The sequence below is a fragment of the Micromonospora sp. NPDC005806 genome (assembly GCF_042871425.1).
Classification (GTDB): Bacteria; Actinomycetota; Actinomycetes; order Mycobacteriales; family Micromonosporaceae; genus Micromonospora.
In genome coordinates this window covers 1-18,552 of the sequence record NZ_JBIAIL010000069.1, presented here as the reverse complement: position 1 = coordinate 18,552, position 18,552 = coordinate 1, and the positions used below count along the sequence as shown (strand labels likewise).

Genomic DNA, 18,552 nt, shown 5'->3' with positions numbered 1-18,552 from the left:
ACCGGTGGGCAGCCGCAGAGAGGGAGCGTCTCGCCGAGCACCTGGACCGAGTCTGGCCGGACACCGATCCTGCAAGGAAGTCTCTAAGTAGCCGCCGAGCGGGCGCGCCGGAACGCAGGAACTCCCGTCACTCTCCGTAGATGTCCGGCGCAGGCGTCGGCTCGATCCCCGTGCACGCACGTGCCGATGAGCGTGCGTCACTCCGTCCAGATTGGTCGCGGCATCAAACCTCGGGCGCGCTTCAACGTGCGTGCCGGTGGATATCGTCGAACCCGTACGGGTGCGTGACACGTGGAGTGGACGGGGATGGTCGAGACGATGGTCGTGGTCGAGCGGGGAGACGAACTCGGCGAGGGATACCGGCGCCGCATCGCCGAGGTCTACGTGCGCAGCTTCGCAGCGGACTTCGTCGCGTTCTCGCGCGACACCGGGAAGTTGGCCGACGCGTTCGAGCACATGCTGCTGCTCGAACGGTTCTACATCGCGCTCGTGGACGGGGAGCCCGCCGGCCTCGCCTCGCTCACCGAGGGCGACCAGACGCTGTTCGCGCCGCGCTGGCGGGAGATCCGGCGTCATTTCGGGCTGGCGCGCGGGCTGCTCGGCTACGTGGTGATCCGGAGATGGTTCATGCGCCCCTCCGACGGCGCCCGGCCCGGGCTCGCCGAGATCGGGTTCGTCGCCACCGAGCCGGCTTATCAGGGTCGCGGCGTCGCGACCGCGTTGCTGCGTCACCTGCTGGCGTTGTCCGGGTATCGCGAGTACGTGCTCGAGGACATCAAGGACACCAACGCACCCGCGCTCGGCCTCTACGCCAAGCTCGGCTTCACGGTGTACAAGCGTCGGAAAGTGCGCTTCGCGGAACGCGCAGGATTCACCGAACTCGTGTCGATGAAGCTCGTACAGGACTCCACGTCGCAGCCTACCGCCGACCGATCACCCGGAGCCGTCTGACGGGACACTGAGGTGCTCCCGCGGCCCGAGGTCGAGATCTAGACCCAACCCCCTGCGAACGTTCGCTCATGCCGCCGTCCGTGCCTGCTGATTGATTGCGAGCGGTCACAGTCGGTAGCTGGCCTCTGGTCGGCCGGGCATCCTGAACTGCCGATGAGCGTGTGTGTGTTGCGGCGACGTCTTGGTACCACAGTCGCTGCATTGTCCTATCAGCGGAGTGTCTTCTCCATTACCTGTTCCCGGGTTACACCGTCGGACAACAGGCTCCCAAGCTGTCCGGTGACGACGAACCCACTGCGTCGATAGAGGGCGATGGCGGCTTCATTGCCCGGGATCACCGCAAGCTTCAACTTCCTAGCATCCGACCGCCGAGCCCAGGTTTCGACGGCCGCTATCAGCCGGTCTCCAACACCGCGCCCCCGAGCCCTAGGGCCGACCCACACGGACCTCAGCTCGCTGATGCCGTTATCACCGGGAACGCCAGCAGCCATGCCAACGGCTTGGCCGTCGAGCAACGCAACGATGTTGTAGCTGCCCGTCATCTCCAAGCGCGAACGCCACCGCTCCTCACCACCCCTATGCCATTCGGCGAGCCGAGACTTGAACGCGTGTGGTGCCTCGGCGAGCGCAGCGAGGCGGACCTCCCGCCATAACGGCCAGTCGTCGATCGTGACAGTACGCAGGCTCAGCACATCGATGATTCTCCTAGACATCAGATCAGGATGGTCGAGGACGTTCAGTGCGCCTCGTCACGTGATCCGCGGGCGAGCTCTTCTGCCGCGATCCGAGCGTTACGGATCGTGACCGCTTGCGTCCGGAGGGACGCCCGGACATGCCGATGCGCGGACGCCAGAGTTGTGTGCAGGCGGCGGGCAATTCGGAGCGCATGTCAGTCTGGTGGATGACGCCATCACTGAACGAATCCCCAGTGCCATTGCCTTGGCCCGGGAGACGTAGCCCGTCTACCTGCCGACCTTTGCTACGGGCGGGTATCGAAAGCATTCGACATCATGAGTGTGCGCCCACGCGATCGCGGCCTTGGTGTACCCGGTGCGCGAGAAGAAGAGTGCTTTCTTGCCTGAGGCGATCGCGATGCCGTAGAGCCTCTGGATCTCAGCGAGCCCAACAGCCTTGGCGTGATGCTTTACCTGCCCGATAGCCTTCCTGGACGTAATGTCGACCCCTCCGTCCGCACCGGTCCCCGTAAGCCGAGCGTCCCTGTAGCCGTTGCCTTTCATCCACTCACAGCACACGACCTCTGCTTCCTGCCAAGTCATCTCGGCGGAGGCGAGCGCGTGGCTCGCGACGACGCGTTGCGCCGTACGCTGAGCGCCTCGCTTAGTCCACTTGACTTCGCTCTGTTGGAAGAAGCCCTTTTTGCGGCCGCAGAAGATGCAGCGGCTCACCGACACCGTCGTGATAAGCGGCCTACCGCATGACTTGCACATGGACACGGACGGAGGCTAACGCGAGAGATGCTCTGGACACCATGATCAAGCGACCGGATCTGCCGCCGAGCGGGCGGCTGGCTTGGGCTGACCGGCGCTGGCTCGGAGTGGTACGCCAGAAGCCAGCGAAGCAAGTTTCGTTGAGCTCCGTGCATTTCACCAACCGGTCGGTAGGACCGACACCGTCAGCGGGCCAGATCGGCGATGAGGTTGACGGAACCCGCCACGATCACCACACCGAATACGTACGACAGGACGGCATGTGACAGCACGCTGCCCCGGATCCCCCGATCGCTGATGGCCGTGTCCGATACCTGGTAGGTCATGCCGATCGTGAAGGCGACGTAGGCCAAGTCGCGGTAGGTGGGCCGCCCTTGCACAGACTGGCCCCCGAAGCCGATCCCCCCGGTCGTTGATCGGAAGTGCAGGTCGGCGTAGCGCAGGGTGAAGACCGTGTTGACAACGGTCCACGACAACAGGACGGTCAGTATTGCGACGCCGACGAACAGCACCCGCATTGAGCCGCTCTGCCGGCCGGCGAGGCTGAGAGCAAAGCCGACACCCAGCAGGCTGGCGACGCCCGCCCCAACCAGCAGCACTGCGGCGGTTCCCCGCGTCTCGTCCTCACGGGTGGCGAGCAACTCGGTGTGGGAGCTTTCCGCTCGGACAATGACCGGCCAGATGGTGAGGAGGAAGGCGAGCGCGGCGGCGTCCCAGCCCCCGACCGCGGCCAACTCCCACGTCATGAACGGCAGGAGCGCCAGAGCGACAACGAGCCCGATGGAGGCGACGATTCCCGCTCGTCGCAGGGCAGGGGCGTGCCAGCCCAGGCTTCGGTGATACATCGTCTCCGGGGGCATGCCGGTCATCGTCCGAGTGTCGCCCACCGCATCGCATTGCGTGCTCAACGCCACGCACAGCAAGCCCGTTGGTCACCTGGATGGCCCACTGATCCAGCAATCGGCGTGCCTCTGCGCCCGTCGAGCTCTGCGACTCGACTGCACGGGAGCGAGTGGAACGTCCGCAACTACCGCGAAGCGCTCGCCACGGAAGGTAACCGGATCGCGGGTGCCTGCATCCGGACGTGCCGAGTTGAGTATGGCTGGCCTGCCGGACTTCGGTCGGGGTCACTCGAGCCGCTCGAACTGGAGGTTGGCGTGCAAGAGCGCTGACCTGTTTGCGATCTCGACGCCTTCCTCGGTGAAGTCGAACGCGACGTGCAGTACAACCTCGATGTACTACGAACGGGCCGAACCGAACTCAATGCGGGTGATGCCGACCGGGTTGTGGCGCCCACCCAGGTAGATGCTCGCATCGATGTATCCAGGGTGCGGGTTGATCGGGAAGTCGACGGTGCGGCCGGTCAGTGCAGCCAGGTCGTTGCCGGGTAGATCAATGAGCTCGTCGACGATGGCCGTCTTGATGATCTCCGGTCCGTCGGTGCCGGGGCGGAAGGTCGCGGGATCGACACGGTCTGCCGCGGAGAACGGCACGAGCAGTACGGTGATTGCCCAGGTACCGGCAGTTGGACCTGACCGCAGCGGTGAAAGGTAGACGATCTGACCGGGCTCCAGCCGCAATAGGTCGTCCGACAGTTCGAGCACGACGAGCATGCTAGGCCCCGAGTCGGTCGCCGTTTCCTCACGGGCCTGCCGTCATATCAGTTCCGGACTGTGCCGGGCGCACTCTTCTGGCCGAGCGGGCGTCACGCTAGGTGGCAGGGGAGTGGCAGAGCACGACGCCCGGCCGATGAGCGGTCGTTGCGTGGACCAGACGTGCACCGTGCTGCGGCGTGAGCGTATGAAACGATCTTCCGTGAACCAGGACCGGAGACGCCCGGTAGTCACTGCGCTGATCAAGCTCGCGGCCAGCGGCGACTACCAGGATCGAGCTGACGCGGGCCGTGCCCTGGCGAGTTTCGCCAAGGCAGTTCGAAGCCCTAGTCACCACCGCCCGGCTGTCGACCAACCCGAACGACTTCGCCCTGGTCGCGCTTTTGGACCTGCTCGGCCTGCGGATCTTCGAGCCCGCGGCGCCGGCATCGCCGACCTGGGCGAGGAACACGGCCACCGGGTACCGCGCGTGCGCGGCAAGGATGGCAAGGTCGTGCTCGTCCCGCTGCCACCCGCGGTGGCCCGAGCCATCGACCGGGCCGTCGACGACCCCACCAGCGGGCCGATCCTGCGCACCACCCTCGGCGTGCGGATGGACCGGCACGCCGCCACCCGCCGGCTCAAGCACCTGGCCCAGGCCACAGGAATCCGGATGCCGAGAATGCCTCCCCACATGCTGCACCACACGGTCGTGACAACCATGCTCGACGCCGGCGTCAGCCTGCGCGACGTGCAGATCGCGTTACCCGTGAACCTTGATCAGGCCCGCCGCGTGTCTCATACCAGGAGAGTCTCCCGCATCCTCGCGCCCAGATTGATTACGCCAACCACCCGAGGACCGGTCGGATCATGAACGTCGAGGGTGTGGTTGCGACGCATCAGCTCGCGGACCGGAGGCGGCAGCCGGGGCGGGTCGTCGATGGCCGCGAGGACCTGCCCGGCGGTCGAGATCAGTCGATCGGCCAGGGCTGCGGCATCGGTGTCCACCCGCACCCGGCCGTACTCCCAGCCGGCGATGGTGAGGTCGAGCACCTCGAATACGCGGGCCAGGAGCGGGTTCGGGTCGGCCACCCGGCCGAGCCGGGGCGCCCGGCTGCCGACCACCGCGACGGCGGCAGTCACCTGCGCGTACGGGTGGAGGCCGCACGGCAGCGCGAACAGGGGCCACCGCAGCGCCGGTCCGGCCTCCTTCCACAGCGGCCGGTAGTTTCGGCGGTGCACCAGAAGCCGCCGGCCCGTCCGTCGGTGTACGTCGTGGGCTTGGGCCTGTAGGTCCGCGTGGGCCTCGTCGGCGGCCTCGCTCACGATCCGGGCCGCCACCACCAGGCCGTCGTCGTCGTTCAGCATCCGGGTGATCGCCTCGACCTGTTCCGGGAACCGGACCTGCGAGCGGGCGCCGTACTGGTGCCGGACGTCCCGCAGCAGCGCCTGCTGCCGCCCCGGATTGAGCTGGACCCGCCTGCTACCCAGCAACTGACGGAGCCAACGCATCTCGCCTCGTTTCAGCAGCCGTCGCGGACCGCGGCAATGCTAGTGCGTCAGACGTTCCTCGTATTGTGGTGGGGTGGCTGAGCGATCTCTGACCTTGATGGCGGTACACGCGCACCCCGACGATGAGGCGACCAGCACCGGCGGCGTCCTCGCCCGGTGCGCGGCGGAGGGGATCACGACGGTGCTCGTGACCTGCACGGACGGGCGGTGCGGCGACGGGCCAGGCGGGGTCAAGCCGGGCGACCCAGGGCACGACCCGGAGGCCGTGGTAGCGATGCGCCGGGCCGAGTTGGCGGCCAGTTGCGAGGCGTTGAAGGTCACGCACCTGGAGACGCTCGGCTATGCCGACTCCGGGATGATGGGTTGGGCGGCCAACGATGTGCCCGGCGCGTTCTGGAACACGCCGGTGGCGGAGGCGGCCGACCGGCTGAGCGAGTTGATCCGGCGCTATCGGCCCGACGTCGTCGTCACCTATGACGAAAACGGCTTCTACGGCCATCCGGACCACATCCAGGCGCACCGCATCACCATGGCCGCCGTCGAGCGGACGAACATCCCCGCGAAGGTGTACTGGACCACCGTGCCGCGCAGTGCGTTTCAGGAGTTCGGCCGCGTCATGAAGGAGATTGGCGTCGAGTTTCCCGAGCCGGACGGGCCGTCGGAGGAGATGCCGCAGCTCGGACTGCCCGACGACGAGATCACCACCTGGGTGGACACGAGCGGCTACGGCGCGCAGAAGTTCGAATCGTTGGCTGCGCACGCCAGTCAGGCCGAGAACATCTTCTTCCTGCAACTTGGCCAGGAACGGTTCACCGAGCTGATGGGCGTGGAGACCTTCGTCCGGGTCCGCGACATCACCGATGCGCCGACGCCCGAGGACGATCTTTTCGCCGGACTGCGCTGACCGATCAGGCATGGCGGTCAGGGACCTGCGCACCGGTAGTGAGCAGGGCGCGCTGCTGGACGGGTTCGGCCGCTTCCTCAACTCGGTGACCGGGCCGGCGCAGATCGTCGTTGCCGCGCAGCGGCACATCTTCCTGCTCCGGCATAGCCGGTGGCGGAAGCACCAATGGAAAGCTCTCCGGCCTCGGGCATAGATCTCATCAACGATTGCCGTGTCAGCGGCCGACAGGTGCGATGCTGTCAGGCCGCCACGGCCGTTTCCCGGCGGCTGCACGAGCGGATCGGGCCGGACAGATCGCCTTGCATGACGGCGGCGGCCACCAGGTGCTCGGCGCGGCGACGGCGCATCCGCAGGGCCGACGCGGTCACACCCATCTCGGCGGCCAAGTGCTCGATCAGCGCGTCGCCGAAGCGGGTCGCGCTGATCAGCTCGGCGGCGTCGGCGGTGATCAGGCCAGCGGCGGCTGCCCGGCCGAGCAGCAGATCCGGGTGCCCGTAGGGCATCCTCGGCGAACGCGAGCCGCTCGGCAGGTCCAACGGCAGTTCCTCACCGTCGTCGGCCTTGACGACTGCGGCGCCGGCCCGCCACGCCGCCCAGCACAGTCGCAGCCACAGCCGGGGCGAAGCGAGGTCCGCCGTGCGCAGTGCGTGAAGGAACCCGGCGAGGACTTCGGAGTCAACGTCGTCGGCGTGCCGGGTGTAGCCGCGGCTGATCCTCGCCGCGAGGTGCGTCAGCGCGGGCAGCGCCACACCGATCGCGCCGACCACCCAGGCCGGTCCCCGCCGGCGGGCGTGACCGGCCAACTGCCGCCACACCTCGTCGGTGATGTCGCTGTCGTAGCGCCCGCACAACAGCAGCTTGCGCAGCTCGCCCAGCGGCATTGTCGTGTCCGGCAGGCCCGGCACCGGGTGCGCGTCGAACACCAGCGGCGCGGGTTCGCAGGTCAACAACTCGAACGCCTTCTCGGCGGTCGTCAGCGCCGTATCGGCCGTCCTCGTACGGGTGGTCGGTGCCATGGTGATGTCCCCTCGACGCAAGCACCTCGCCCTGTGCGAAGGCTCCGAGACGTCGATTGGGGCAGCCCGACCTGACACCACGAGCGCTTGTCAGACCAGGACAGGCCGTGTCCGGTCGTGTCAGGTTCGCCGCCGCGACCGCCCGCGCGAAGTTGTCCGGCGGCCCGGATGACCGGTTCTGTCAGGCCGGGGGCGGGTTCGATCTGCCTGTCAGCGGCGCACTGAGAGCGTCAGTACGCCCGCCGGTCCGGGGCCACCACGCCCATGACCGACAGAAATCCACGCCGCGCACCGATCCCCGTGGGGGATGTGGTGCCTGGCGACCCGCCCGTGCCGATCACCGTCTGGCCGGTACCGGCCCCACAGGACGGCGAGACCATGTCCAACGCCATGAGCGTGCGGCTCGTCCACAACCTCACCCACCCATCCGATCTCGTCGTTGACCTGACCGTCGGGCCGCAGCTGGCCCGCGCGGTCATCGCCACGCACCGCCGCAGCCACCTGCACGCGGCCCGGCAGGTCGGCTGGGGCCGGGAGGCCGCGACGCTGATCGTCACCGGCTGGCCGGTCGACGACACCACCTCGCCGGTCGAGTTCTTCGCCCGCTGCCGGGCCAGCCTCGTGGCGGGCGGCTGCGTGGCGGTGCTGCTGCCGCACGGCGACGTCATCGCACCGGTCGACATCGTCATCGCCGCCAAGCGGGCCGGGCTGCCGTACCTGCAGCACATCGTGGCGGCCGACCGGCCGCCTCTGCGTGGCCAGCAGGCGCAGCTGGACATCCACACCGACGTACTCATCCTGACCCGAAGCGCGACGGACACCGGGGGCACCCATGGCTGACCCCATGCCGGTCACCTCGGTGTGGCTGACCTGCCAACAGCCCGCCCGGGACCAGCGGCGAGGCCGCTACGTCCCGCAGACCTCCAGCCATCCGGGCAAGATGCTGCCCCACCTGGCCGCGCACGCGATCAGCTCGTACACCGCGCCGGGCGATCTGGTGTTCGACCCGATGTGCGGATCCGGCACCACCCTGGTCGAGGCCATGCACCTCGGCCGGCACGGGATCGGAATCGACATCGAGCCCCGATTCACCGCGCTGGCCGCCGCCAACGTCGCCCTCGCTGCGTCGCAGGGCGCCGCCGGCACGGCGCAGGTGGTCACCGGCGACGCCACTCGTCTCCTTGAACTGGTGCCCGCGTCCGCGGTCGGCCGGGTGAGCCTCGTGCTTACCTCACCGCCGTACGGGCGCGGGACCCACGGCCTCGTGGAGACGACGAGCACCGGGGTACGCAAACGCAACCACCACTACGGAGACCGCGAGAGCGGCAACCTCGCCTACGCGGGATGGTCCCGCCTGCTCGACGGGTTCGCCGCGATCCTGGCCGCCAGCCACCAACTGCTGCGCCCCGGCGGGACCGTGGTGATCACCTGCCGGCCGGTACGCCGCCAGCGGGACGACCTGATCGACCTGCCCGGCGAGTTCCTCGCTGTCGCCCGGTCGGTGGGGCTGGTTCCGGTGCAGCGGTGCGCGGCGATGCTCGCCGCCGTCCGCGACGGGCAGATCGTGCACCGGGCCAACATGTTCGGGCTGATGGCGGTCCGCCGCGCCAGGGACGAAGGTGTGCCCATGCACCTGGTGGCGCACGAGGACGTGCTGGTCCTGCGTCGCTGCTAGAAGTCCGTAATTTCGGCCCAACCCCAGTGTTCGCACGGCGAAGCCGAGTGTCCTGAGGGAACTGCGTGCCATGCGGGCACCGGGGCTCAGGGCAACTCGCGGCGGTGGTCCGCGTGAGGGCCGCCGATGAGTTCTCGGGCGTTGGCGGCCCAGCGGATGGCGGTGTCTTCGCTGAATCCGAAGACGGCGGCCAGGTGCAGCGGGTCGGCGCCGGTGGTGACGGCTTCTTCGAGTTGCCCGTGAAGAAGTCGCACATCCCGGCCCGCCGCTGGCTCCGCTCGGACGAGCAAGAACTGACAGGGGAGGGGCCGGGCTGTCAGGTCGTGCCAGGAGGTCGCATCTGACAGCCCGGCCGTCAGGGCTCCCGGCGGGCCTAACCTGAGGTCTCTCCCTTGTTCTGATGCCCCTTTGATCTGACGCCTCGCGCGACGGCACGCGCCCACCACTTCGGTCGGCTGCCGTCGCGAGCCTCAGATCCGGGCACCACAAACCCGCGCCCCTCGTCCATACGACCAGGCGCGGCACCCCCATCCCTTCAGGCGGCCACCACCCGGTGGCCGCCTTCTTCATATCCCAAGGAGGACCCATGCACCTGAGTTCCGGCGATGTCCGCGCCGACCAAGACACCGCAGCCCCACCCGATCTTCCCACCGGTGTCCCCGCACTCGTCGCCGCGAACTGCGGATCCCGCCCGGCCGGCAGCGTGGCGCTGATCTCATGCGCCGAGCGGGTCACGATGCTCACGGCCGGCAACCGGGGGCCCAGCAATGACTCACGAGAGCCTCGCCGACCAGATCCGTAACATGCACGCCGAAACGGTTGCCGCCATCGAGCAGCGCAGACGCTGGCCGTCGAGGCCCGTTCCGCGCTCATCGTCGCGCTGTGCAACAGGGTGATCTGCCGGCCCGGCTGTGAGGATGCCGTCGCCACGTGGGATCTGGAACCGTTGCCACTGAGTGCTTTGTGGCGCTCATGTGGCAGTTCCGCCTTGCGGCAGAACGGTCCCGGTCTTACCTGCGGACTGCGCGGGGCCGGGTTGACGTTTCACAGCCTCCTGCCCACCGGGGTGGGTCTTATGGGTGGCTCCACGTCCTGCCACCGGTCCACTCCCGGCGCGGTGCTGTCGCGCCGCGCTGGCTTGCGCGGCGAGGTTGCGTGCGGCGTTCAGATCCCGGTCGAGGGTGAGGCCGCAGGTGGTGCACTGGTAGGTGCGCTCGGACAGGGTGAGTTTGGTTTTCACCGCACCACAGCCCGAGCAGGTTTTGCTGGAGGGATACCAGCGGTCGGCCACCACGAGCCGACCGCTGTTCCACTGGGCCTTGTACGTCAACTGGCGGCGCAGCTCGGCGAATCCGGCGTCGGCGATGTGCTGGGCCAACCTTCGGTTGGTGAGCATGCCCGTCACGTTGAGGTCCTCGACCACGATCGTGGCGTGTTCGCGGGCGAGGCGGGTGGTGAGTTTGTGCAGGCCGTCGCGGCGCAGGTTCGCCACCCGGGCATGCGCCGTCCGGAGCCGGCCCGCCGCGCGGAGCCACCGCTTCGAAGGGTTCTTACGTGCCTTTCGGTCCGGGCCCTGTTTGCGGGACACGGCGCGGCCCAGCGCCCGCAGCCTCGCGCGGGCGGCGTCGAGGTGGCGAGGGTTGGGGACAAGCTCACCGGTCGAGAGCACGGCCAGATGTTTGATCCCGACGTCAACGCCGACGACCGTGTCCGGCTGGGCCGGGCAACGGACGGTGCGGTCGATCTCCACGGTGAACGCCACATGCCAGCGGCCGCCGCCGCGCCGCAGGGTCGCGGACATGATCCGGGCCGTGCCGGCTTCGAGGCCGCGGGCGAGTTTACGGGCGGACTCGTGCATTTTCAGCCGGCCGAGCCGGGGCAGCACCACATGTTTCCGGTCGGGTTCGATGCGGATCGTGCCGGTGGTGAACCGCACCGTCGGGGTGCTGCGGTGCTTGGATTTCAACCGCGGGAAACCGACCTTGCGCCCCGCGCGTCTACCGCTACGGGAGTCGAACCAGTTCTTCAAGGCGCGGGCCAGCGCGTCCAGGCCGGTGTTGAACGCTTCCTTCGAGCACTCCCGCCACCACGGCGCGACGTCGTCCTTGGCCGCATTCCACGCTTTACGCAACGCCGGCAGTGACCAGCCCATCGTCGGGGTGAGCGCCTCCTCGGGCACGCCGTAGGAGCGTTCCGCGGTCCGCTGATCCCACGCGGCCTTCACCCGGGCCAACGCCCAGTTGTGAGCCATACGGGTCGCGCCAGCATGGGCGAGCATTGACCGCTGCTGCGCCGGGGTGAGATCGAGCGCGAAACGATACCCCTGCACCGTCTGCACACCCGCCCCCAATTCACCCTTCCGTGATCAGTATCGGCCGCGGGTACGACACTCTCGCAGCCTCCACCCGCTCAACCAAGGCACCAAACACGCCGCTCGGCGCCTAAAGAAACTCAGCGGGCAGCAGTGGACAACCCCTCCGCCGCCCGCGGTCTTCGGCTCCCGAGCAGGCGCCACTGCACCCGGGGGTCCGCCCTGGGATGGCGCCTGCCCGCGGATCGGCCCAAGGCGGCGCGGACACGGTGAATCGGTCTGCGCCGCCGGGTTTTACATCCTGCTCACTCTCTCCTGGAGATCATCGTGTCCTTCACAGAGAACAAGCTGACCGTCCGATCATCAGCCGACCTGGCGGCCGCAGTGCCGTACCTGCTCGGCTTCCACCCCAGCGACGGCAGCATCGTCGTGATCGCCTCCCGCGAGCGGCGCATCGTGTTCGCCGCCCGAGGCGACCTGCCCACCCCCGCACACCTGCTGCGGGAATTCACCGTCCACCTGGTCCCGGTCGTGCAGCGGCAGCAGCCGATCACCGACCTGGTCCTCGTCGGCTACGGAATGCCCGAACACCTCGACCCGGCACTGCGGATCGTCGGCGACGCGTTCACCACCGCCGGCCTGACCGTGCGGGAGATGCTGCGCGTCACCGAAGCACGGATCTTCAGCCTCACCTGCGACGACCGCAGCTGCTGCCCACCGGACGGAATCCCGTTCGACCCGACCGCGTCACTGGTCGCCGTCCAAGCAACCGTCGCCGGGCTCGTCGCACGACCCGACCGGGCCGCGGTAGCCCGCCGCCTCACCCCCGATTACAGCGGCCGCGACAGCATCCGCGACGCCACGAACACAGCGACCACCCGCATGGAGGCGCTGATCACCACAGGCAGCACCGCCGTATTCGAGGCCGGTGTGCTGGCGGTCCGCGACGCGCTGCGCCAGCACGACAACGGCGCTCGGCTCACCGACGACGAGGTGGCCTGGCTGAGCGTGCTGCTGACCGACCGGGCGGTGCGGGACCTCGCCGTGGACCTCACCCAGCCACACGAGCAGCACATCACCTTCTGGGCGGAGATCACCCGCCGCGCGCACACACCACTCGTGGCGGCACCGGCGACGGTGCTCGCCCTGACCGCATGGCGGTGCGGGGACGGCGTCCTGGCCGTCATGGCCGCCGAGCACGCCCTCCAGATCAACCCCGACTACCAGCTCGCCCACCTGGTCCTGCACGCCCTGCAGGCCGGGCTGCCACCCACCGCCATCGAGGAAGCCATCACCCGCACCCACCACAGCCCTTCCACCCGCAACCCGAACCACCCCTACGACCAGGAGTGAGTTTGATGGACCCGATCCGCGCCATCCTGCTGTCCCTCGCCCGCAGTGCTGAGGAAGCCCGGCTGCGCTGGCACGCCGAATGCGCCGCCGTGCGAGCCCGCGGCGGAACACCCACCCGCAGCGACGCCTTCGCCCACAACGTTCAGGCCAACCTGTGCCTGATCACGGCGATCGGCGCCGCCGACCTGCCGGCGAACTTCCGCCTCTACGACACCACTCTGTCCCGCGACCCGCTCACCGCAGCCGCCCAGCTTCGCGAGGTCACCTTCGCCTACGACCACAGCGGTGCCATCGAGGCCGAACACGAGGCCGCCCGGCTGGCCTACAAGGCCGCCCTCGCCGCACCGCTCACCGCCCAGGAACGGCACTACGTCGACCTGCTCGCGGACCTTCCCGCCGCCCGACGCGACAAGATCATCGAAGCCGCTGAGGAACGCGCCCGACGCCGACCGACATAGGCACCGGACGGGCCGGGCTCGCGCCCAGCCGCTTCGCCCCGCCGCCGCTTGCGTCGCCCGTCCTGCGCTGTTAACGCGCTGGGCGCTCCCAGCCAATCGGTGGGGGAGCACCTGCGGCGTCCACTCGATGCCCCCGCCAGGTCGGCAGCACGCCAACACCCCTTGGTCAGCAGCGCAGCCATCAACGGCCGCCGAGCGGCCCGCTGCGGCTACCTCACCCCAGCACGACGGCAGCCATGCCACGGAAGGAATGCATGAGTCTCTACACCCTCACACCCAAACCCGGGTTCGAGCGGTACACCGTTCAGGTCGGCTGGAACCCGCACCGCACCTACGTCGCCACCGTCGTCGACTTCACCTGGGACCCGGTCACCGAACCGGACCGCCAACCCGACACCGTCCACCTCGGCCGGTTCGAGACGATTCTCGACCCGGCCGAGGTGCTTGCGGCCGTCGAACCCTACGCCGACATATCAGCCGACCTGCCCGCCAGGCTCCGCGCCGATCAGGCAGCGCACCCAGCGCGCCGCTGATACCAACTCTCCGCTTCCTGGACGGATGGGGCGGCAACGGTTGCGCGGGGCTTCCAACTACGCCGAGGAGCGGCCCTGCTGACGGAACTGCCCCGATAACGCCTCCCTCCGGGAGGCCGTCACCACCGGTGCCGTGCACCCAGCGGCACGAACCGAATCGGCCCGCCATCGGCGGGCCGTCGTCGTATCAGGACCCGGGACGCGCCGCCTGAGAAACGCTCGCGTCCCGGGTTCTCCATGGAAGGAGGAACCCAGTGTCCCTACCACTGATCATGATCGCCACCGGCCTGGTGGCGTTCACCCTCGGCACCCTCACCACCTGGCCGATCATCCACCGCCTTTGCGTCAAGCTCGCCGGCGCCACCTGGGCGCTGGCCCACGACCCGCTCACGGGGATGCTCAACCGCGCCGGCCTGCACGCCGCCCTCACCGACGCCGCCCCCGCCCAGCCCGTCATCGTCGCCCTGATCGACCTCGACGACTTCAAACACGTCAACGACACCCACGGCCACGACCTCGGAGACCAACTCCTCGTCGCTATCGGCGACCGCATCACCGACATCGCCGCGCTCCACGGCGGCACCGCCGCCCGGCTCGCCGGCGACGAATACGCAGCCCTCCTACCGGCCCGCACCGGCGACCTCAAGCGCGTCGCTGACACCTTCGCCACGATCATCGCCCAGCCCGTCACCCTCGCGGCCGTCGACAACGCGGTCACGCTCACCGTCACCGCCAGTGTCGGCCTCGCCTTGGCCGACACCACCGACTGCCTCACCGAGGTAGGCCTGCACCGGGCCGACATCGCGATGTACCACGCCAAACGCAACGGCCGCAGCCGCTACGCGGTCTACCGCCCGGGCATGACCATGCCACCCGCGCAGCACCGCCGCGGACCCCGCCTGCGCGACCGGCGCCAGAACACCGGCGAGGCGACGGCATGAGCGCCGCACCGGAGGAAATGGCCTGCCAGGTCTGCCTCTCCCCGCTGAACACCCTCGGCATGCCACCCACCTACGTACACCCCGCCCACCTCACCACCGACGGCCACGACCCCGCCCCGGTACCCGTCAGCCGGCTCGACACCGTCCACCGCAGCTGCGACTTCTGTGGCGACCCGTACCCGACCTGGACGCTGCACGGCGGGGAGGTCACCGCTATCGCCATCAGCCCCACCACAGGGCTGGTGCAAGACTTCGGCCACGCCTGGGCAACCTGCGCGACCTGCCACACCCACATCGACGACCGCCGTAACGACAAGGTCGTCGACCGGGCCGCGCGGGCACTCGGATTCGGCAACCATCCACAGGCACGCGAACGCATCGCAGAACTACACGACGCCTTTCTCACCGCCCGGCTGCCTGGCCGGACGCTCATCACCACCACCGCGTGGCCCGCGACCACCATCACCGCCGGAGAGCTGCCCAAGATACGCGACCGGCTCACCCGCTTCTACCGAGGCGCCGACAAGCTGCCCGCCGCGCTCGGGATCACCGACGTGCGAGACCAGATCGCCGCCAGCCTCGACCGGTCGCACCTGTACTGGATCGACAACGACTTCACCGACCTGGCCGAACACGCCGCCGCGCAGCTTCCCGACGTCTCCATCAGCCGCGACCTCATGCCCTCAGCTGACGGAATGCTGGTCTGGCCGCGGCCAGTGACACACCGTCAGTTCACCGCCGCATCCTGGGCCAGCACCAACGACAGACTCCAGTTGGTCCTCTACCGCGCGATCGGTGGGAGTCTGGACGGCAAACCGCTGCAACGGCTGCGCGAACAGGTCGGGTGGCTCGTCCCGATGAGTGCCACCCATCTTCCTGAACGACGCGTGGTGCCTGGCAGCCACCCGTCGGCAATGCTGGTCGCGACCTGGCTGCTGATCACACAGCAAGCCGCAGAAGTCACGGCGGCGCGAGTCGACAAAGGGGTCGCGAAGACCTACGCGCGTACCGGTCGGCCCACACCCGAGGTGCGCATCGTGCGAATCCGAGGCCCGCGCACCAGCGCACCGCCCGGCCGCCGGCCAACACCGGACGGCACAGAGCGGTCCCAGACCAGCCGGGTCTGGGTGTCCGGCCACTGGCGTAACCAAGCCCACGGCCCAGGGCGAAAGCTGCGCCGACCCGTCTACATCCACCCGTTCCTTCGAGGTCCCGACGATGCGCCGATCAGACTCAGCACCACCGTACGCATGCTCAGCAGCCGACGACCGAAGCCGGACGGTCGTGAGTAAATAGCGACGCCGCCGGTGGCATGGGCCTGGCCCCTGCCACCGGCGGCAGAGGAGCTCCATCGCTTAGCGTCGGCGGGGACGCCAGGGTCTCTTCAGGTGACCTCTTCAGGAAGACCGAAGTGGTCACGGGTCCCTGCTCCCCGCCTGACTAAATGCCGGCTGTCGTCCTGAAGCCCGTTGGCGCGAGTCACGAGATCTTGCTGCATCGACGTATGACTCTGGGTGCTGCCATGCTGGCGCCCGTGTAGATCCCGAGAATTGAGACTCGAATCCCACGGGCAGCCCTGTGACCAGAGCTTCCTGCTTGGTGACCTCTTCGGCGGATCCGAAGGCGTCACGGTCCGTGGGTGTCCTTGGCAGCGGAGACGTCCTCATCTGGCATCCGATGAGAGGACGCGTTTACAGCGATGCTGCCCGGCAGCGCGATGCCCCGCACACGATGCTGAGCTCACCGCTGCTTGACTTCCGCACAGCAGAGGTGCGGAACATCAATCGCGGGTCGGCGGTCGGCACGGCGAAGTCGCCGTCGTGTGGCTGGGCGCGCTCATCGAATCCGGAGAATCGTCTTGTCCCATCGACGTGCCAATCCGTGCGCCCACCACCGGTGCACCTGCCCGAGTACGCCGTAGACCCGCTCCATCGCGCCGTCCTACAGTTCCCGCATGCGGATCCGGGTCATCGACGCGTTCACCGACCGGCCGTTCGCCGGCAACCCCGCCGCCGTCTGCCTGCTCGACACCAACGCCTGGCCCGACGAGGCGTGGATGCGTCGGGTCGCCGCCGAGATGAACCTCGAGACCGCCTTCGCCCACCCCCTACCCGAGACCTCCAACGCCGACTGGGCACTGCGCTGGTTCACCCCCGCTGGCGAAGCCAACCTGTGCGGCCACGCCACCCTGGCCACCGCCCATGCCCTTTACAGCGACCACGCAACCCCCAGCACCGTCCGCTTCGCCAGCCCCGGCGGCATCCTGATCGCCAACACCCGCCACGACGGCACCATTACCCTCGACTTCCCGGCCGCGCCCCCCACCGAGGCACCGGCCCCCGACGGCATCGCCGACGCCCTCGGCGCCGAACCCGAGGCCACGTACCGTACCGGCGCCCTCGGCGACCTGCTCGCCGTTGTCGGTGACGAGGCCACGGTCCGCGCCCTGAGCCCGGACTTCGCCGCCCTGGCCCGCCTGACCCGCCGCGAGGTCATCCGCGGCGTCATCGCCACCGCCCCCGCAGCGCACCGGGACAGCGGCTACGACTTCGTCTCCCGCTACTTCGCACCTGCCAATGGCATCCCCGAGGACCCGGTCACCGGCAGCGCCCACACCGCCCTGGCCCCCTACTGGTCGCACCGCCTCGGCCGCGACCGCCTCACCGGGCTGCAGGCCTCCACCCGCACCGGCCTGGTCCACACCGCCGTCCACGGCGACCGTGTCCACCTCACCGGCCACGCCGTCACCGTCCTCGACAGCGTCCTGCACCACACCGCCGGATAGCCAATGGCATTCCAATGACGCCGACGAGCCGAGCAGACCCGCTCCGCCTCGTCAGGTCCTTCATCGGGTCGGGGCCTGGCTGATGCCGAGCTGCGCTGATCCGCCGGCGTCGCCGCAGCGGCGTGAGGGGCGAATCCGCCCGACGATCAAGCCTTGCCAGAGATCCGCCAGCGCGTGCTCGGCCGTGTTATGGCGTACCGCGGGGACGCACGCTTCTACCGCGATCCGCGCGCTACGCAGGGTTACGTGCCCGCTCGCGGCTCGTGGTGCGGATCTGCCGAATTGAGTGCGGTCAGTGTGTTCGGGTCTCCCAGACCGGCTGCTGGGGCTCGTCGTTGTGCACGATGAAGTCGACGTGATCGGTCGGGCGGACCGTAGCGAAGTAGAGCTGTTGGGAGGGGATGTAACGCTCGCGCCAGCGCCGTTCGACTTCGGCCCGAGATGACACCTGGCGCTCTCGGATCACGGCACGGTCCACGGTCTTCTCGAGCGCGGTCGACACGAGGATGCGCAGGTCCCACCGATCAATCAGTTCCGGGCGCATGAGGAAGACGCCGTCGAAGACCAGCACGGCGTCGGCGGGGGCAGTCGTGACCGGCGGGGACAGCGCGGTATCCGCTGTGCGGTCGTAGACCGCGGATTGGAAGCGTCGATCTCCGCCCGGGCCGAGCGGATCGAGCAGAACTCGGTTCAGCGCGTCGTAGTCGTGGGTGTCGAAGTAGCAGCCTTCGGCCGAGTACTCGCCGCGCGGATAGCGCTGTGCCCGGGGGAGGAGGAAATCGTCGATCGTCGCGCGGATGACGTCGCGGCCCTGTGTGCGCAAGACGACGGCCAGCTCGTCGGCGAGCGTGGTCTTGCCTGTCGCGGGCGGTCCGTCGATGGCAACCCGCGTCGGGTGTGCGACTGTGACGGACCCGACTGCCTCAGCCAGGCGGCCGAGCACCTCGTCGCGGGTGCCTTGGTCCATGTCTTGCCCCGTCCTAGTACGGCAGCCGCCGTTTGAGATGTCGCTGGCGGTGAGGGGTGGACGCGAGGCGGCCACCGCGTGATCGTCTGTACGTTGTGGACATAAC

General features: G+C 68.8%; 21 protein-coding genes. 13 read left to right on the top strand and 8 right to left on the bottom strand.

Annotated features, from left to right (window positions below):
* The first annotated feature begins 291 nt into the window (after positions 1 to 291).
* Positions 292 to 951 (top strand): GNAT family N-acetyltransferase, encoded by a 660-nt coding sequence (locus ACFYOS_RS35110; RefSeq protein ID WP_387151227.1) that lies wholly within the window; start codon positions 292 to 294, stop codon positions 949 to 951.
* Positions 952 to 1,160: 209 nt separating this feature from the next.
* Here the strand turns inward: ACFYOS_RS35110 and ACFYOS_RS35105 are convergent, their stop codons facing one another.
* The 4 genes from ACFYOS_RS35105 to ACFYOS_RS35090 form a co-directional block, all read right to left on the bottom strand.
* A complete protein-coding gene (locus tag ACFYOS_RS35105; RefSeq protein ID WP_387151224.1) occupies positions 1,161 to 1,664 on the bottom strand; it encodes a GNAT family N-acetyltransferase in 504 nt (167 codons plus the stop codon).
* 249 nt (positions 1,665 to 1,913) lie between these two features.
* Complete coding sequence (locus ACFYOS_RS35100) at positions 1,914 to 2,399, bottom strand: restriction endonuclease (protein ID WP_387151236.1); 486 nt, start codon at positions 2,397 to 2,399, stop codon at positions 1,914 to 1,916.
* Positions 2,400 to 2,584: 185 nt separating this feature from the next.
* Positions 2,585 to 3,268: a DUF1345 domain-containing protein gene (locus ACFYOS_RS35095; protein WP_387151221.1), complete on the bottom strand. Its 684-nt coding sequence runs from the start codon at positions 3,266 to 3,268 to the stop codon at positions 2,585 to 2,587.
* 369 nt (positions 3,269 to 3,637) lie between these two features.
* A complete protein-coding gene (locus ACFYOS_RS35090) occupies positions 3,638 to 4,003 on the bottom strand; it encodes a hypothetical protein (protein WP_387151218.1) in 366 nt (121 codons plus the stop codon).
* A 121-nt stretch (positions 4,004 to 4,124) separates the two neighbouring features.
* Between ACFYOS_RS35090 and ACFYOS_RS35085 the strand changes: the two genes are divergently transcribed.
* On the top strand, positions 4,125 to 4,865 hold the full coding sequence (locus tag ACFYOS_RS35085; protein WP_387151216.1) for a tyrosine-type recombinase/integrase: 741 nt from the start codon (positions 4,125 to 4,127) through the stop codon (positions 4,863 to 4,865).
* Here the strand turns inward: ACFYOS_RS35085 and ACFYOS_RS35080 are convergent.
* Entirely contained in the window at positions 4,790 to 5,503 is a 714-nt protein-coding gene (locus ACFYOS_RS35080) for a hypothetical protein (protein ID WP_387151214.1), read from the bottom strand. The genes ACFYOS_RS35085 and ACFYOS_RS35080 overlap by 76 nt on opposite strands.
* A 97-nt stretch (positions 5,504 to 5,600) precedes the next feature.
* Between ACFYOS_RS35080 and ACFYOS_RS35075 the strand changes: the two genes are divergently transcribed.
* Both ACFYOS_RS35075 and ACFYOS_RS35070 read left to right on the top strand, forming a co-directional pair.
* Positions 5,601 to 6,407, top strand: coding sequence for a PIG-L family deacetylase (locus ACFYOS_RS35075; protein ID WP_387151233.1), 807 nt, complete (start codon positions 5,601 to 5,603; stop codon positions 6,405 to 6,407).
* 10 nt (positions 6,408 to 6,417) lie between these two features.
* On the top strand, positions 6,418 to 6,600 hold the full coding sequence (locus ACFYOS_RS35070) for a hypothetical protein (protein ID WP_387151211.1): 183 nt from the start codon (positions 6,418 to 6,420) through the stop codon (positions 6,598 to 6,600).
* Between the two features lie 46 nt (positions 6,601 to 6,646).
* Here ACFYOS_RS35070 and ACFYOS_RS35065 read toward each other — a convergent pair whose 3' ends face one another.
* Complete coding sequence (locus tag ACFYOS_RS35065) at positions 6,647 to 7,423, bottom strand: hypothetical protein (RefSeq protein WP_387151208.1); 777 nt, start codon at positions 7,421 to 7,423, stop codon at positions 6,647 to 6,649.
* Between the two features lie 330 nt (positions 7,424 to 7,753).
* Between ACFYOS_RS35065 and ACFYOS_RS35060 the strand changes: the two genes are divergently transcribed.
* From ACFYOS_RS35060 to ACFYOS_RS35050, 3 genes are all read left to right on the top strand, one after another.
* Positions 7,754 to 8,263 (top strand): hypothetical protein, encoded by a 510-nt coding sequence (locus ACFYOS_RS35060; RefSeq protein WP_387151205.1) that lies wholly within the window; start codon positions 7,754 to 7,756, stop codon positions 8,261 to 8,263.
* Positions 8,256 to 9,098, top strand: a complete 843-nt coding sequence (locus tag ACFYOS_RS35055) for a TRM11 family SAM-dependent methyltransferase (RefSeq protein ID WP_387151202.1) — start codon at positions 8,256 to 8,258, stop codon at positions 9,096 to 9,098. Before ACFYOS_RS35060 ends, ACFYOS_RS35055 begins: the two co-directional genes overlap by 8 nt.
* Before the next feature lie 113 nt (positions 9,099 to 9,211).
* Entirely contained in the window at positions 9,212 to 9,442 is a 231-nt protein-coding gene (locus ACFYOS_RS35050) for a hypothetical protein (protein WP_387151199.1), read from the top strand.
* Positions 9,443 to 10,068: 626 nt separating this feature from the next.
* Here ACFYOS_RS35050 and tnpB read toward each other — a convergent pair.
* Positions 10,069 to 11,436: an IS607 family element RNA-guided endonuclease TnpB gene (tnpB, locus tag ACFYOS_RS35045; protein ID WP_387151197.1), complete on the bottom strand. Its 1,368-nt coding sequence runs from the start codon at positions 11,434 to 11,436 to the stop codon at positions 10,069 to 10,071.
* Positions 11,437 to 11,736: 300 nt separating this feature from the next.
* On the opposite strand from tnpB, the gene ACFYOS_RS35040 reads away from it, so the two are divergent.
* The 6 genes from ACFYOS_RS35040 (at position 11,737) to ACFYOS_RS35015 (ending at position 17,479) form a co-directional block, all read left to right on the top strand.
* A complete protein-coding gene (locus ACFYOS_RS35040) occupies positions 11,737 to 12,762 on the top strand; it encodes a DUF4192 domain-containing protein (protein ID WP_387151194.1) in 1,026 nt (341 codons plus the stop codon).
* A 5-nt stretch (positions 12,763 to 12,767) separates the two neighbouring features.
* Positions 12,768 to 13,220 (top strand): hypothetical protein, encoded by a 453-nt coding sequence (locus tag ACFYOS_RS35035; RefSeq protein ID WP_387151191.1) that lies wholly within the window; start codon positions 12,768 to 12,770, stop codon positions 13,218 to 13,220.
* A gap of 254 nt (positions 13,221 to 13,474) precedes the next feature.
* Entirely contained in the window at positions 13,475 to 13,753 is a 279-nt protein-coding gene (locus tag ACFYOS_RS35030; protein ID WP_387151190.1) for a hypothetical protein, read from the top strand.
* A 254-nt stretch (positions 13,754 to 14,007) separates the two neighbouring features.
* On the top strand, positions 14,008 to 14,694 hold the full coding sequence (locus ACFYOS_RS35025) for a diguanylate cyclase domain-containing protein (RefSeq protein ID WP_387151187.1): 687 nt from the start codon (positions 14,008 to 14,010) through the stop codon (positions 14,692 to 14,694).
* Positions 14,691 to 15,986 (top strand): hypothetical protein, encoded by a 1,296-nt coding sequence (locus tag ACFYOS_RS35020; protein WP_387151184.1) that lies wholly within the window; start codon positions 14,691 to 14,693, stop codon positions 15,984 to 15,986. The genes ACFYOS_RS35025 and ACFYOS_RS35020 overlap by 4 nt, the downstream gene beginning before the upstream one ends.
* Positions 15,987 to 16,648: 662 nt before the next feature.
* On the top strand, positions 16,649 to 17,479 hold the full coding sequence (locus tag ACFYOS_RS35015) for a PhzF family phenazine biosynthesis protein (protein WP_387151181.1): 831 nt from the start codon (positions 16,649 to 16,651) through the stop codon (positions 17,477 to 17,479).
* Between the two features lie 292 nt (positions 17,480 to 17,771).
* Here ACFYOS_RS35015 and ACFYOS_RS35010 read toward each other — a convergent pair whose 3' ends face one another.
* Entirely contained in the window at positions 17,772 to 18,446 is a 675-nt protein-coding gene (locus tag ACFYOS_RS35010) for a uridylate kinase (RefSeq protein ID WP_387151230.1), read from the bottom strand.
* Between the last annotated feature and the right edge of the window lie 106 nt (positions 18,447 to 18,552).

Coding starts and splice junctions, on each gene's coding strand:
- ACFYOS_RS35105 (WP_387151224.1), bottom strand. CDS start 1,664: ATGTCTAGGAGAATCATCGATGTGCTGAGCCTGCGTACTGTCACGATC.
- ACFYOS_RS35100 (WP_387151236.1), bottom strand. CDS start 2,399: ATGTGCAAGTCATGCGGTAGGCCGCTTATCACGACGGTGTCGGTGAGC.
- ACFYOS_RS35095 (WP_387151221.1), bottom strand. CDS start 3,268: ATGACCGGCATGCCCCCGGAGACGATGTATCACCGAAGCCTGGGCTGG.
- ACFYOS_RS35080 (WP_387151214.1), bottom strand. CDS start 5,503: ATGCGTTGGCTCCGTCAGTTGCTGGGTAGCAGGCGGGTCCAGCTCAAT.
- ACFYOS_RS35075 (WP_387151233.1), top strand. CDS start 5,601: ATGGCGGTACACGCGCACCCCGACGATGAGGCGACCAGCACCGGCGGC.
- ACFYOS_RS35070 (WP_387151211.1), top strand. CDS start 6,418: ATGGCGGTCAGGGACCTGCGCACCGGTAGTGAGCAGGGCGCGCTGCTG.
- ACFYOS_RS35065 (WP_387151208.1), bottom strand. CDS start 7,423: ATGGCACCGACCACCCGTACGAGGACGGCCGATACGGCGCTGACGACC.
- ACFYOS_RS35055 (WP_387151202.1), top strand. CDS start 8,256: ATGGCTGACCCCATGCCGGTCACCTCGGTGTGGCTGACCTGCCAACAG.
- ACFYOS_RS35035 (WP_387151191.1), top strand. CDS start 12,768: ATGGACCCGATCCGCGCCATCCTGCTGTCCCTCGCCCGCAGTGCTGAG.
- ACFYOS_RS35030 (WP_387151190.1), top strand. CDS start 13,475: ATGAGTCTCTACACCCTCACACCCAAACCCGGGTTCGAGCGGTACACC.
- ACFYOS_RS35020 (WP_387151184.1), top strand. CDS start 14,691: ATGAGCGCCGCACCGGAGGAAATGGCCTGCCAGGTCTGCCTCTCCCCG.
- ACFYOS_RS35015 (WP_387151181.1), top strand. CDS start 16,649: ATGCGGATCCGGGTCATCGACGCGTTCACCGACCGGCCGTTCGCCGGC.
- ACFYOS_RS35010 (WP_387151230.1), bottom strand. CDS start 18,446: ATGGACCAAGGCACCCGCGACGAGGTGCTCGGCCGCCTGGCTGAGGCA.